The sequence below is a fragment of the Bacteroidota bacterium genome, assembly GCA_038746285.1.
Taxonomy (GTDB): Bacteria; Bacteroidota; Rhodothermia; order Rhodothermales; family JANQRZ01; genus JANQRZ01.
In genome coordinates this window covers 80,026-93,480 of record JBCDKT010000005.1, presented here as the reverse complement: position 1 = coordinate 93,480, position 13,455 = coordinate 80,026, and the positions used below count along the sequence as shown (strand labels likewise).

Below are 13,455 nucleotides of genomic sequence, written 5' to 3'. Positions count from 1 at the left end.
GAAATCCCACACTTGTCCTCGCACTATTTGGACTAAGTTGACGCAAGCATGACCGTTCCTCGAACGCTCTCGATTCTCTCGCCAGCCCCTACTCCCATGCGGTTGCTTTCTATCTGCCTCACCCTCGCACTTGCCCTCGCCCTCTTCGCCTGCGACTCCGACTCGGACGGCGACAGCGGGGGCCTCGACCGCGGCGCGGCCACTACGGCCTACGCCGATGTGGTCTCCGCCTCGTACGCGGACTCCTACAACACCGCTGTCGCGCTTGACCAGGCCGTCGACGCTTTCATCGCCAACCCCACCGACGCGACGCTCCAGGCGGCGAAGGACGCGTGGCTTGCCTCGCGTGAGCCCTACGGCCAGACCGAGGCCTACCGCTTCGCCAACGGCCCCATCGATGCCGAGGATGGCCCGGAGGGCCTCCTGAACGCGTGGCCGCTCGACGAGTCCTACGTGGACTACGTCGTGGACCCCTCGAACGAGAACGAGATTCTCATGAGCGGGATCATCAACGACCCCGAGAACTTCCCGACGATCAGCCGGGAGATCCTCGTTGGCCTCAACGAGGCCGGCGGTGAGGAGAACGTCTCGGTCGGCTACCACGCCATCGAGTTCCTCCTCTGGGGCCAGGACCTCAGCGAGAGCGGCCCGGGCGTCCGCTCGTTTACGGACTACACGACGGCCGACAACGCAGCGCGCCGCGCCGCCTACCTCGGTGCCGTCTCCGACCAACTGCTGGTCAACCTCCAGGAGATGGTCGATGCTTGGTCCGCTGACGGCTCGAACTACCGCGACACGTTCCTCGGCCTCGACACCGAGGCTGCGCTGCAGAACGTCTTCACCGGCATCGGCACGCTCGCCAAGTCCGAGCTCGCCGTCGAGCGTATGTTCGTGGCGGTCAACAACCAGGACCAGGAGGACGAGCACTCCTGCTTCGCCGACAACACCGACCGCGACATCATCACCAACACGCAGGGCATCGCCAACGTATGGCGCGGCAGCTACACCCGCACCGACGGCACCGTCGTCTCCGGCACCTCGCTCAAGGACCTCGTCGAGGAAGCTGACGCCGACCTCGCCGCCCGCGTAGACGGTGAGATGACAGCAGCGCTCGACGCCGTGAACGCGATCCCGACGCCGTTCGACCAGGCGATCATCAACAGCCAGGACAGCATCCTCGACGCCTTCAACAAGCTCCAGACGGTGGGCGACTCGTTCGTCGAGGCTGCGGCGGCGATCGGCATCCAGATCAACAACGAACTGCCTGACTGACCCGACGGTGCTGCATGACCGCTCGCTCTGACACCTCGCCACGCCCTCATCGCCGTCCCGGCGGTGAGGGTGTGGTGCGTCTGGGCAGCCTCGCCGTGGTGCCGCTTCTGGCGTGGCTGCTCAGCCTCGCAGGCTGCTTTTCGGGCTGCGACGGGACCGACCTGGGCCTGACGGCTGAGCCGGGCGAGCAGTTCTCCGGCGGCGACGTGACGGTCTTCAACGCAGGGCAGAACGCCTTCGGCCTCCCTGCCCCCGGCCTGTCGAACATGGACGCGGGCTTCTTCGGCGTCGGCAATTCGTTCTTCAACCAGAACTGGGTCACGGCCCCGGCCTCGACGACGGCGCGCGACGGCCTCGGGCCGTTCTTCAACGCCCGCTCCTGCGCCGGCTGTCACTTCAAGGACGGCCGCGGCCGCACACCGACCTTCGACGGCGAGCGCGTGACCGGCTTCCTCGTCCGCGTCGCCATCCCCGGCCAGCGCGACGCCTTCGGCAGCCCGCTCGGCGACGAGCGCTACGGCTCCCAGATCCAGGACCAGGCCACGCTCGACTTTGCGCCCGAGGCAACGGTGCTCGTCGACTACGAGGAGATCGCGGGCCAGTTCGCCGACGGCACGCCGTACTCGCTCCGCCGCCCGATCATCTCGTTCGAGGACGAGGCCTACGGCCCGATCACGGGCCTCACCCTCTCGCCGCGCGTGGCGAACCAGATGCCCGGCATGGGCCTCCTCGACGCCATCCCCGAAGCCGACCTCCTCGCCCTCGCCGACCCCGACGACGCGGACGGCGACGGCATCTCGGGCCGGCTCAACATGGTCTGGAACGTCCGCGAGCAGCGCCACACCCCCGGCCGCTTCGGGTGGAAGGCGGCGCAGCCGACGGTCGAGCAGCAGGTGGCGAGCGCGTTCCACGGCGACCTCGGCATCACGACCTCGCTCTTCGACGCAGAGAACTGCACTGTCGCCCCGGCGGGATGCAACGAGGCCCCGACCGGCGGATCGCCCGAGGTCGAGGACCGCAACCTGGCCCACGTCACGCTCTACTCCAGCACGCTCGCCGTCCCGGCCCGCCGCGACTGGGAGGAGCCCGACGTGCTGCGCGGCAAGGCGCTGTTCAAGCAGATCGGCTGCGCGGGCTGCCACCTCCCGGTGCTCCGCACCGGACCGAGCGAAGTCCACGATGTCCTCTCGGGCCAGACGATCCGCCCCTACACGGACCTCCTCTTGCATGACATGGGCGAGGGCCTGGCCGACGGGATGAAGGTCTTCGAGGCGACGGGCCGCGAGTGGCGGACGCCGCCGCTGTGGGGGCTCGGCCTGATCCAGACCGTCAACCGCCACACCGAACTGCTGCACGACGGGCGCGCCCGCAACGTCACCGAGGCTATCCTCTGGCACGGCGGCGAGGCCGAGGCGGCGAAGGAGCGCTTCCGCCACCTCTCCCGCGCCGAGCGCGACGACCTCCTCCGCTTCCTCAACTCACTCTGAGCCACCGCTCATCGTCCCGCGCCTCCGCCATGCGCCCCCGCCTCGTCCTCCTGATTCTGCCGCTCGCCCTCGTCCTCGGCTTCGCCGCATGCGACGCCGACAGCGACGACCCCGACAACCGCACCGCTGTCCGGCAGCAGCTTCTTGCCGACATCGCCACGCGCATCATCGAGCCGGGGCACGACGCCTTTGCCGCTGACGCCGCCGCGCTCGCCGAGGCGGTCACGGCCTTCGAGCGTGACCCGTCGCCGGCGACGCTCGGCCCGGCGCAGGCGGTGTGGACGACGGCCGCCCGGAGCTGGCAGCGGCTCTCGGCGCTCAACCTGCCGGGGGCTGTCCGCAACGGGCTCTTCCACAACCGCATCTCGACCTGGCCCGCCAACACGGCCTTCATCGAGGACGCCGTCGACACGGAGGACCCGATTGACGAGGCGTACGCCGCCCGGCGCGGCTCGAACGCGCGCGGCCTCCCGGCGCTCGAATACCTCCTCTTCGCCGGGGGCGACGCCGCCGTGCTCGGCCAGATGAGCGATCCGCAGCGCCGGGCCTACACCCTGGCCGTAGCGCAGGACCTGCTCACGCAGGCCGGCCGCCTGGCCGAGGCGTGGAGCCGCGGCGGCGGCAACGAACTCGGCATGTTCGAGGACGCTGACACCGAGGGGCGCAACCTCCAGAGTTCCGTCTCGCGCGTCGTCAACGAGATGGCGATGATCGCCGAGGACCTCCGCTACGTCAAGGTCGGCCGCCCGCTCGGCATCGCCCGCGACCCGGACGAGCCGGACGGCGCGCCGCAGCCGGACCGCGTGCAGGCCCCCAACGCCCAGGTCTCGGCCGAGCTGTTCCGCGACGACCTCGCCGGCCTCCGCGCCCTCGTCACCGGCGGCGGCGGCACCGGCTTCGACGACTACCTCGTCACACTCGATGCCGAGGTCGACGGCCGCCCGTTCGGCGAGGTCCTGCTCGCGCAGATCGACGCGACCGACGCGGCGATGGCCGCCCTCGGCATGCCGCTCCACGACGCGGTGACCGACAACCCCGATGCCGCCCGCGCCGTCTACGACGAGACGATCAGCCTCCTCCGCGTCATCAAGGTGGACTTTGCCGGCTGGCTCGGCGTCAGCATCACCTTCAGCGATAACGACGGGGACTCGGGATGACGGCCCCCACGCTCCCGACCGCGGCGCGGTCGCGGGCAGCGCGGCTGCGTGCTCGGCTGGCAGACCGACTAACGGCTCCGACCGACCCGGTCGTGCTGGGCGTCTTCCGCGTCGGGTTTGGGCTCGTGATGGCGGCGAGCCTCGCGCGGTTTCTCCTCCTCGGGTGGGCCGGGCCGCTCTACGCCGAGCCGGCGTTTCACTTCACCTACCCCGGCTTCGGCTGGGTCCGGCCCTTCCCGCTCTGGGCGCTGAACGGCGTGCTCGTGCTCGCGGGCGTCGCAGCGCTCGGATTCGCGTGGGGACGTAGCGCGAAGGTGTGGCTCGCCGTCTTCGTCGCCGCGTTCACCTACGTCGAACTGATCGAGGCAGCGACGTACCTCAACCACTACTACTTCGTCACGGTCGTCGGTCTGCTGATGCTGGTGCTGCCGATGGGCGCAGCGCTCGTCCCCGGTCGGGCGGCGCGCGCCTCGGTGCCCGCGTGGACGGTGTGGGCGCTTCGGCTCCAGATCGGCTGCGTGTACTTCTTCGCGGGCGTCGCCAAGCTCCACCCGGACTGGCTGCTCGACGCGATGCCGCTCCGCATCTGGCTCGCGGCGCGCGGCGGGCTGCCCGTGATCGGCCCGCTCCTCGACCTCGCGTGGATGCCGTGGGCGTTCGCGTGGGCAGGTGCGCTCTTCGACCTCTCGATCGCGTTTTTCCTCCTCGCCCGCCGGACGCGGCCGTGGGCCTATGCCGCCGCCGTCGTGTTCCACGCCGCAACGTACGTCCTCTTCAACATCGGTGTTTTCCCATTCGTGATGATGGTGGCCGCGCTCGTGTTTTTCGAGGGCGACGAGTGGCGGGCGCTCGGCCGCCGACTGCAGCGCTGGCTTCCGCGCACAGGCGAGCGTCCGGCGCGACCTGCCGTGCGGACGAGACGATGGGTGGCAGCGCTCGTCGGGATGTGGCTCGCGCTTCAGGTGCTCCTCCCGCTTCGGCACGGGCTCTACCCCGGCGACCGCTTCTGGACCGAGGAGGGCTTCCGGTTCGCGTGGCATGTGATGGTCGCCTCGAAGACCGGCACGGCCGCCTTCCACGTCCGCGACCCCGCCACCGACCGCCGGTGGACCCTCGCGCCGAGCGACGACCTCACAGCGCTCCAGGAAAAAGAGATGGCCTCGCAGCCCGACTTCCTCTGGCAGTACGCGCAGCACGTCGAGCGCCGCTTCCGCGCCGCGGGCTACGCCGACGTCGAGGTCCGGGCCGAGACGTACGTCAGCCTCAACGGCCGCCCCGGCCGGCCCCTCGTCGATCCCGAGGCCGACCTCACGCGCGCGCCGCGCAGCGTGCTCCGCCCGAAGCCCTGGATTCTGCGCGACCCTGCTCCATGACCCGACGCCTCACCCTCCTCTTCCTGGCTGCGACCGCCGCCCACGCCCAGCCCGCCACCGTCGCAGGTCGCGTCACCGACGCCGACAGCGGGATGCCTGTCCCCGGCGCGGCCGTCACCCTCGCCGGCACCGACCGGGGCACCGCTGCCAACGCCGATGGTCGCTTCGTCCTCACCGGCCTCGACGCCGGTGCGGCGACACTCGTCGTCACGGCCGTGGGCTACGCGCAGGCCGACCGCAGCGTCGTCCTCGTAGCGGGCGACACGCTCCGGCTCGACCTCGCGCTCACGCCCTCGGTCGAGCGGCTCGGCGTGGTGACCGTCGAGGTGGCGGGGAGCCTGGCGGGCGGGCCGCGCGGCGTGCGCGACGTGCCCGGCTCGGCGACCGTCCTCGGCCCGCAGGCCGTCCGGCGCTTCGGCGACACCGACGTGCACCGCCTCCTCGCATCGGTCCCCGGCGTGAGCGTGCAGGAGGAAGACGGCTACGGCCTCCGTCCCAACATCGGCATCCGGGGCACCGTCACCGACCGCTCGCGCGGCGTGACGCTGATGGAGGACGGCGTCCTCGTCGCGCCCGCGCCGTACGCCCAGCCGGCAGCCTACTACTTTCCCGCGGCGGGCCGGATGGACGCCGTCGAGGTACGGAAGGGGTCGGCGCAGATCGCCTACGGGCCGTACACGACCGGCGGCGCGGTCAACCTCGTCTCGGCGCGCATCCCGGCCGGGCGCGGTGGCTTCCTGGCCGTGCGCGGCGGGACCGACTTCGCGCGGACCCTCCACGCCCGCGGCGGCGCGGGCGACCTCGCCCTCGGGCGCTTCCGGCTCGGGGTCGTGGTCGAGGGCTTCTTCGACGGCGCAGACGGGTTCAAAGAAGTGCAGCGCTTCGGGGCGGACGCGGGCGTGCTCGCCGACGAGACGGGCTACGACCTGGGGAGCGTGCTCGGCAAGGTCCGCCTCAGCACGACGCGGGGCGATGCCTTCCACGCCGCCGAGGTCAAGCTCGCCCTCAGCGCCCAGACCTCGGACGAGACCTACCTCGGCCTCACGCCCGCCGACTTCGGGACCGACCCCTTCGCCCGCTACGCCTCGACTGCCCGGGACCGGTTCGTGAGCGACCACAGCCTCGGGCACCTCCGCTACGTCGGCGTCTTCGGCGAGCAGCTCGACGTGACGGCGACGCTCTACGCCACGCGCTTCCGCCGCGACTGGACCCGCCTCGACGCCGTCTCCGACGGCCGGGGCGACGACGTCGACACCGACGGCGACGGCCTCGAAGACGCCGACCTCGACGTCCCGATCAACCGCTTCGTCGCCGACCCCGTCGTCTTCGCCGACGAACTCGCGGTCGCGCGCGGCGCACTCGGCGGCGGCGAAGGCGTCGTCACCTCGAACGACCGCACCTACGGGGCCGAAGGGCTCGACCTCGCGCTCGGCCTCCGCCCCGGCCTCACCGGGCTCGACCTGACGTTTGGCCTCCGGCTTCACCAGGACCGCGCCGACCGCCTCCAGCAGGCCGACCGGTTCGCGCTCGGCGGGGGCGTGATGACACTCGCCGAGGCCGGCGTACCAGGCAACGCCGGCAACCGGATCGACCGGGCGCGGGCCGTTGCCGGGTTCGCCGAGGCCGAGGTGCGGCGCGGGCGGCTCACGCTCACGCCCGGCCTTCGGGTCGAGCACGTCCGGCAGGAACGCGAGGACTACGGCGTGGCCGATCCCGACCGGGCGGGCACGCCGGAGGAGCGCGAGAACACCGTCACGGCCTTCATCCCCGGCCTCGGCGTGCGCCTCGACGCGGCGCCGTACCTGACCCTCTTCGGCGGCCTGCACCGCGGGTTCGCGCCGCCGTCGAGCCAGCCGGGTGTCGAGGCCGAGCGCAGCCTGAACGCCGAAGTCGGAGCGCGGGCGGCGCGGGGCGAGGCCGCCTCGGCGCAGGCGGTGGTGTTTGCGACGTGGTACGAGAACCTCCTCGGGGCCGACCTCGCCTCGTCCGGCGGGACCGGCTCGGGCGACCTCTTCAACGGCGGCGCGGCGCGCGTCCTCGGGGCCGAGGTCTCGGTCGAGGCCGACGCGCTCGCGCTCGTCCGGGGGCCGGCGGCGCTACGCCTGCCGGTCCGTCTCGCCTACACCTTCACCGACGCCCGCTTCCAAAGCAGCTTCCGCAGCGGCTTCCTCCCGTGGGGGACCGTCCGCAAAGGCGACCGGATTCCGTACGTCGCGCCGCACGTCGTGAGCGTCGGCGTGGGCCTCGCCACCGACCGCCTCCACTTCGACCTGCGCGCCAACGGTACCGCCGCCACGCGCGACCGCGCCGGGCAGGGCACGATTCCCGAGTCCGAGCGCATCGACGCCCGCCTGCTCTTCGACGCCTCGGCTGAGGCCGCGCTGCCGGTGACCGTCGGCGGGGCACGCCTGAGCGGGACCGTCACCGTGCGCAACCTGACCGACGAAGTCTACGTCGCCGCCCGCCGCCCGGCCGGCCTCCGCCCCGGCCTCCCCCGCACCCTCCTCTTCGGCCTCCGCGCCGAGCTTTAGGCGCGCTCAGTTCGCTGCGCAACCACGTGGGACGGGCGGAGCCTGCACGACCCCTGTTCCTTACCCGCAGGAGTGCTCCACGAAGCTGCTCCGCTGGTCCCGGGGACCTCGCCTATTCGGGACGTCGCCTCAGCACGGCGGCATGCCACGGAATGAACGCTAGCACTCCGATCTCCACGACAGCGGCTCCGATCATAGGAGGATCCGGCAGGCCCATCTGACTTATCGAGAACAGACGAGCCACACCGCCCAACGCCATCGTGATGAACATGATGCGCATCACAGGGCCTGCAATATCCAGGTTGCGCACGCACCAGATCGTGAGGAAAAAGACCACAGTGAACCAGACCGCGTAGAACCGGATTTGGTTATCGAGGGAGGCCGTGACCTGTTCGGGAGGCAGGAACTGCCCTGCGCCGAAAACGAAAGACATCGTGCCGAGCGCCAGCGGCACAGCGGCTACGACGAGCATGGTGATCTGAAGAGCGCGCCTCATGACGAGAGTTAGTTGGTGAGTACCTTGGTTCGGCAGAACGCCTATCTGATCATCGATCAGATAGACAAATCCCAATATATGAACACCGATCAAATTAGTCAAGAGCCGGAGCGTCTACGTGCATGAACCCGACTCAAAGCAGCCACGGGCCAGGGCGCGAGCGTCCTACCATCACGGCGATCTGCCGCGTGTGCTCGTAGCCAATGCCATCGAACTGCTGGACGAGCGTGGTGTGTCAGGCTTTAGCTTACGCGAGGTGGCGCGCCGTGCCGACGTCGCGGCGGCAGCCCCGTCCCACCATTTTGGGAACGTGGCCGGTCTACTCACAACCATCGCTACGGCAGGCTTCGAGCTACTGGCCTCGGACTTCGAGAACGTACTCAGCCAAGACACGCCACCCATCGAGCAGGTGATCGGGTTGTGCGAGGCCTACGTCTACCACGGACGCCGACATCCCGGTATGGCCGCCATCATGTTCCGAGACGAGTTGCTGAACCAAGAGAATCCGGCTCTGTGCGAAGCACGTCTCCGGTCACTGCAGTTACTGGAGCGCGCGGTGCGCAGCGCTATGTCAAAGGATGCCTCCAACGAGCAGATCAGTGACGAGCAGATCAGCAGGGTCGCCAAGGTGGTGTGGGCGACCATGCATGGCCTGGTCGCCCTACGCATGGAAGAAGGGGAGGCGCTACGTATCCAAGTCGGCTTCGCGGCTCGCGCCGTCTTGGCGGGATCTGATGTCATAGGCTTCCCGAAGTGAGGCGTGCCGCGAGGCTTCCAACTGCGAGACTTCCAGCCGTAGGCGCGCACCGTCTGGCGGGACGCGACCCGGCCTGCCGCGCACCCTCCTCTTCGGCCTCCGCGCCGAGCATTAAAGCGTCACCGACTCGCCGCGCGCTGGGTTCTCGACGGCGATGATTCCAGCATTTCCTAGCGCGGCTTCGAGCTTCTGCTGGCGTTCGGGGTCGCCGTGGACGAGGAAGACGGTCTGGAGCCGGTCTTGGTCGAGCGCGCCGATGAAGCGCACGAGGCCGGGCTCGTCGGCGTGGGCGGAGAAGTAGTTCATCACGGCGACCTCGGCCCTCAGCCGGTGCGGCCGGCCGAAGATCTTGACCTCCTCCCGGCGCTCGACGAGCCGCTTGCCGAGGGTGTGCTCGGCCTGGTAGCCGACGATCATCACCGTGCTCTTCGGGTCCTCGACGTTGTTGCGGAGGTGGTGGAGGATGCGCCCGTGCTCGGCCATCCCGCTCGCGGAAATAATCACCATCGGGACGCGCATGCCGTTCAGTTCCTTCGAGCGCTCGGCTTTGCGGACGTACTCCAGGCGCTCGAACCCGAACGGGTCGTCGTCGGTGAGGAGGTACTCGTGCAGCTCGCGGTCGTAGCACTCGGGGTGGGTCTGGAAGACGCCGGTGACATTGACCGCGAGCGGGCTGTCGACGAAGACGGGGATGTGCGGAATCCAGTCCTCGTTCCAGAGTTGGTCGAGGGCGTAGACCAGCTCCTGCGTCCGCCCGACGGCGAAGGCGGGGATGATGACCTTGCCGCCGCGCCCGGCCGTCCGGCTGACCACGTCGGCGAGTTCGTCTTTCGCCTTGCCGGCCGGCTCGTGCGTCTTACCGCCGTAGGTCGATTCCGAGATCAGCCAGTCGCACGGCAGCATCGGCTGCGGGTCGCGGAGGATGGGTCGGCCGGGGTTGCCGAGGTCGCCGGTGAAGCCGAGCCGCTTCTGCCGTCCGCCCTCGGTGACCGTCAGCGTCATCGTCGCCGAGCCGAGGATGTGGCCCGCGTCGCGGTACTCGACCTCGCAGCCCGCAACCGGGTGGAACGGCCGCCGGTAGCCGACGCCGACGAAGAGGTTCAGCACGCCCTCGGCGTCGTCTTTGGTGTAGAGCGGCTCGACTCGCGCCTCGTCTTTCTTGCGAATGCTCTTGTTGAAGAAGCGGGCGTCTTTCTCCTGAATGTGGGCGCTGTCGAGGAGCATCAGCGCGCACAGGTCGCGCGTGGCGTGGGTGGCGTAGACGCAGCCCCGGAAGCCGGCGCGGTAGAGCCCGGGCAGCATCCCCGCGTGGTCGATGTGCGCGTGCGAGAGGAGCACGGCGTCGATCTCCGCCGGCTCGGCGGGGAAGGTGCCGTTGATGGCTTTGGCTTCGGCGCGGCGGCCCTGGAAGAGCCCGCAGTCGAGCAGCAGGGTGTGGCCGCTTTCCAGTTCGACGAGGTGCATCGAGCCGGTGACGGTTTGGGCGGCGCCCCAGAAGGTGAGGATCATCGGGAGATCGGAAGATGGAGAGATCGGAGGATTGAGTATGGCGGGATGCCAGGAACGGGCACTCGTAGGGGCGATCCCATGTGGTCGCCCGACCGTCCTGGCTGGCACCGGCCTTCACCTTGCACGGCACGCCAGGGTGCTCACGACCGCATCCGCTTGGCGAGGCGGGCGGCTTCTTCCTCGGGCAGCGGCTCCGGGTCGTCCGGCAGATCGAGCCGTGCCTTCGCTGCCTCCGGGTCCTGCTTCAGGAGGTCGAACGTCTCCGTCGTCACGATCGCTTCGAGGTTCTGGATGCGTGCGGTGAGCCGCTCGCGCTCCGCCTCCGACGCATCGAGCCGCTGCCGGAGCGCGTCGAGTTCGGCCAGGGCTGGACCGCCCTTCGCCCGGTTGCGCGTTACCTGAACGACGGCCCACGCGATGATGGCGACGATGGGAATGAGGAAGGGGCTCATCGGGTCGAGACGTTGGGAAGCGAAAGCTGGAGGGCGCAAACTACCATTCATCACTCGACATTTGTAGCTCGTCACGTCACCCACAGCGTCTTGGCGTTGACGAAGGCGCGGATGCCCAGCTTCGATAGCTCGCGCCCGTAGCCGCTGTCTTTGATACCGCCGAAGGGCAGGTGCGGGTGGCTCTTAACGAGGTCGTTGACGAAGGCGCAGCCGCAGTCGAGCCGCCGCGCAATCGCTTCGCCCTTCGCCGCGTCCTCGGTGAAGACCGCCCCGCCGAGGCCGAAGGTGGTGTCATTGGCGAGGTCGACCGCCTCGTCTGCGTCCGCTGCCACGACGAGCGAGGCGACGGGGCCGAAGATTTCCTCCTCGAAGGCGACCGTCCCGCGCTCGACGCCCCCGAGGACCGTCGGCGGGTAGTAAAACCCGGCACCGTCGAGCGGCTGCCCGCCGGCGAGGAGGTCGGCTCCGCCCGCGACGGCGCGCTCGACCTGGTCGTGGACCGTGTCGCGTAGATCGGCGCGGGCGAGCGGGCCGACGTCCGTCGCCTCGTCCATCGGGTCGCCGACCGCGAGGGCCTCCATCGCCTCGACGAACCGCTCGGTGAACGCCTCGGCGATGGGCTGCTCTAGGACGAACCGCTTCGCGGCGATGCAGCTCTGCCCGTTGTTCTGGGTCCGGCCCTGGACGCCGACTTCGACGGCGCGGTCGAGGTCCGCGTCGGCGAGGACAATGAACGGATCAGAGCCGCCGAGTTCGAGGACGGTCGGCTTGAGGTGCTGCCCGGCGAGCGCGGCGACGGCCCGGCCCGCCTTGACGCTGCCCGTCAGGGTCACGCCGCGCACCCGGCGGTCGGCGACGACGGCCTCGAAGCGCTCGTGCGGGACGCGGAGGTTCTGGAAGACGCCCGGCCCAAATCCGGCCTCGCGGAACAGGCGCTCCATCGCCTCGGCGCAGCCCTGGACCCTCTCGGCGTGCTTGAGGACGCCGACGTTGCCCGCCATCACGGTCGGCGCGGCGAAGCGGAAGGCCTGCCACAGCGGGAAGTTCCACGGCATCACCGCCACCACCGCCCCGAGCGGCTGGTAGACGACCCGGCTCTTCGCTGCCTCCGTCTCGACCGGCTCCTCGGCGAGCTGCGCCTCGGCGCGCTCGGCGTAGTACCGGCAGACCCACACGCACTTCTCCACCTCGGCGACGGCCTGCCCGATAGGTTTGCCCATCTCGCGGGTCATCAGCGCGCCGAGGTCGTGCTTCTCGGCGTCGAGGCCGTCCGCGAGGCGCTGCATCGCCTCGGCGCGCTCGGCGAACGAGGTGGTGCGGTGGTGCGCGAACGCGTCGGCCGCCGAGGCGAGGATTGCCTCCGTCTCGGCGCCGGTGTGGTAGGCGTAGGACGCGAGCGCGTCGCCGGTGGCGGGGTTGACGGTGGTGATGTCAGCCATGAGGGTAGGATAAATACGGGAGGCGGCTTGCGTTTCAAGTCGAAAAAGGGGAGATTAGCTACGTAGCACCAACCCCTTTGCCGTGGCACCTTCTGATACGACTGACACGACGCAGGGCGGCCTCTTGCTCCGCCTCCGGCATCTCGCCTCTACCCTCGCCAAGCGGCTCCGCGCGCTTCGCCGGCGATCAGGCTCGGCGTCCGACCTGTCGGCTTCGGGCGACGAGGGCTGCGCCGTCTCCCGCGCCCGCATCGAGGCCTACGTCGGGCGGCCAGTGAACGACCTGTCGCTCTACGAGCGCGCGCTCCGCCACCGCTCCGTCCTGCGCGGCCAGACCGACAGCCACCTCAAGAGCAACGAGCGGCTCGAGTTCCTCGGCGACGCTGTCCTCGGCGTGATCGTCGGCGAGCGGCTCTACGACGCGTTCCCCGACCGAAACGAGGGCTTCCTGACCCGTATCCGGGCCAAGCTCGTCAACGGGCCCATGCTCGCCTCGTATGCCGAGACGCTCGGCCTCGGCGACCTGCTGCTGCTCTCGCCCAACATGGCCCAGGGCGAGGGCCGGAGCAACCCGACGATCCTCGCCGACGCCTTCGAGGCCGTCCTCGGCGCGGTCTACCTCGACCTCGGCTTCGACGCCGCCCGGACGTTCGTCTTCGACCTGCTCGACGAGCATGTGGACATGGACGCCGTCTCGACGCAGCGGAGCAACTTCAAGAGCATGCTGCTGGAGCACGTCCAGGCCGATGGGCACACGCAGCCCGCCTACCACGTCATCGCCGAGGAGGGGCCGAGCCACGACCGCCGCTTCACGGTCGAGGTGGTGGTGGCCGGCCAGGCGCTCGGCGTAGGCCGCGCCCGCTCGAAAAAGCAGGCCGAGCAGCAGGCCGCCCACGAAGCTCTGGACCGGCTCCGCGAAGAACAGGCGGAGGCGGCCCTCGGCGCGAAACAATAGGCCCGGCGGCTGTTAAGAGAGAACGAG

The 13,455-nt window shown here is 70.0% G+C and carries 11 protein-coding genes; 7 read left to right on the top strand and 4 right to left on the bottom strand.

What is annotated here, in order from left to right; genetic code table 11:
- Positions 1-96 precede the first annotated feature (96 nt).
- Genes AAGI91_03170 through AAGI91_03150 form a run of 5 tightly spaced genes read left to right on the top strand, consistent with a single transcriptional unit; the run spans position 97 to position 7,820 of the window.
- The gene (locus AAGI91_03170; GenBank protein ID MEM1041608.1) at positions 97-1,272 is read left to right on the top strand and encodes an imelysin family protein; all 1,176 of its coding nucleotides are present in this window, start codon (positions 97-99) and stop codon (positions 1,270-1,272) included.
- 14 nt (positions 1,273-1,286) lie between these two features.
- Positions 1,287-2,759 (top strand): di-heme oxidoredictase family protein, encoded by a 1,473-nt coding sequence (locus AAGI91_03165; GenBank protein MEM1041607.1) that lies wholly within the window; start codon positions 1,287-1,289, stop codon positions 2,757-2,759.
- Positions 2,760-2,788: 29 nt separating this feature from the next.
- On the top strand, positions 2,789-3,916 hold the full coding sequence (locus AAGI91_03160; GenBank protein MEM1041606.1) for an imelysin family protein: 1,128 nt from the start codon (positions 2,789-2,791) through the stop codon (positions 3,914-3,916).
- On the top strand, positions 3,913-5,289 hold the full coding sequence (locus tag AAGI91_03155; GenBank protein MEM1041605.1) for an HTTM domain-containing protein: 1,377 nt from the start codon (positions 3,913-3,915) through the stop codon (positions 5,287-5,289). Before AAGI91_03160 ends, AAGI91_03155 begins: the two co-directional genes overlap by 4 nt.
- Positions 5,286-7,820 (top strand): TonB-dependent receptor, encoded by a 2,535-nt coding sequence (locus tag AAGI91_03150; GenBank protein ID MEM1041604.1) that lies wholly within the window; start codon positions 5,286-5,288, stop codon positions 7,818-7,820. Before AAGI91_03155 ends, AAGI91_03150 begins: the two co-directional genes overlap by 4 nt.
- Positions 7,821-7,932: 112 nt before the next feature.
- Here the strand turns inward: AAGI91_03150 and AAGI91_03145 are convergent, their stop codons facing one another.
- Entirely contained in the window at positions 7,933-8,418 is a 486-nt protein-coding gene (locus tag AAGI91_03145; protein ID MEM1041603.1) for a DUF4345 domain-containing protein, read from the bottom strand.
- 88 nt (positions 8,419-8,506) lie between these two features.
- Between AAGI91_03145 and AAGI91_03140 the strand changes: the two genes are divergently transcribed.
- Complete coding sequence (locus AAGI91_03140) at positions 8,507-9,073, top strand: TetR/AcrR family transcriptional regulator (protein MEM1041602.1); 567 nt, start codon at positions 8,507-8,509, stop codon at positions 9,071-9,073.
- Positions 9,074-9,184: 111 nt separating this feature from the next.
- Here the strand turns inward: AAGI91_03140 and AAGI91_03135 are convergent, their stop codons facing one another.
- The 3 genes from AAGI91_03135 to AAGI91_03125 all read right to left on the bottom strand — a co-directional run bounded on the left by AAGI91_03135 (position 9,185) and on the right by AAGI91_03125 (position 12,473).
- The gene (locus tag AAGI91_03135; protein ID MEM1041601.1) at positions 9,185-10,582 is read right to left on the bottom strand and encodes an MBL fold metallo-hydrolase; all 1,398 of its coding nucleotides are present in this window, start codon (positions 10,580-10,582) and stop codon (positions 9,185-9,187) included.
- A 140-nt stretch (positions 10,583-10,722) separates the two neighbouring features.
- Complete coding sequence (locus AAGI91_03130) at positions 10,723-11,034, bottom strand: hypothetical protein (GenBank protein MEM1041600.1); 312 nt, start codon at positions 11,032-11,034, stop codon at positions 10,723-10,725.
- A gap of 71 nt (positions 11,035-11,105) precedes the next feature.
- Positions 11,106-12,473 (bottom strand): NAD-dependent succinate-semialdehyde dehydrogenase, encoded by a 1,368-nt coding sequence (locus tag AAGI91_03125; GenBank protein ID MEM1041599.1) that lies wholly within the window; start codon positions 12,471-12,473, stop codon positions 11,106-11,108.
- An 82-nt stretch (positions 12,474-12,555) separates the two neighbouring features.
- Here AAGI91_03125 and rnc point away from each other — a divergent pair, with 82 nt between their 5' ends.
- Entirely contained in the window at positions 12,556-13,428 is an 873-nt protein-coding gene (rnc, locus tag AAGI91_03120; GenBank protein ID MEM1041598.1) for a ribonuclease III, read from the top strand.
- The last annotated feature ends 27 nt before the right edge of the window (positions 13,429-13,455 follow it).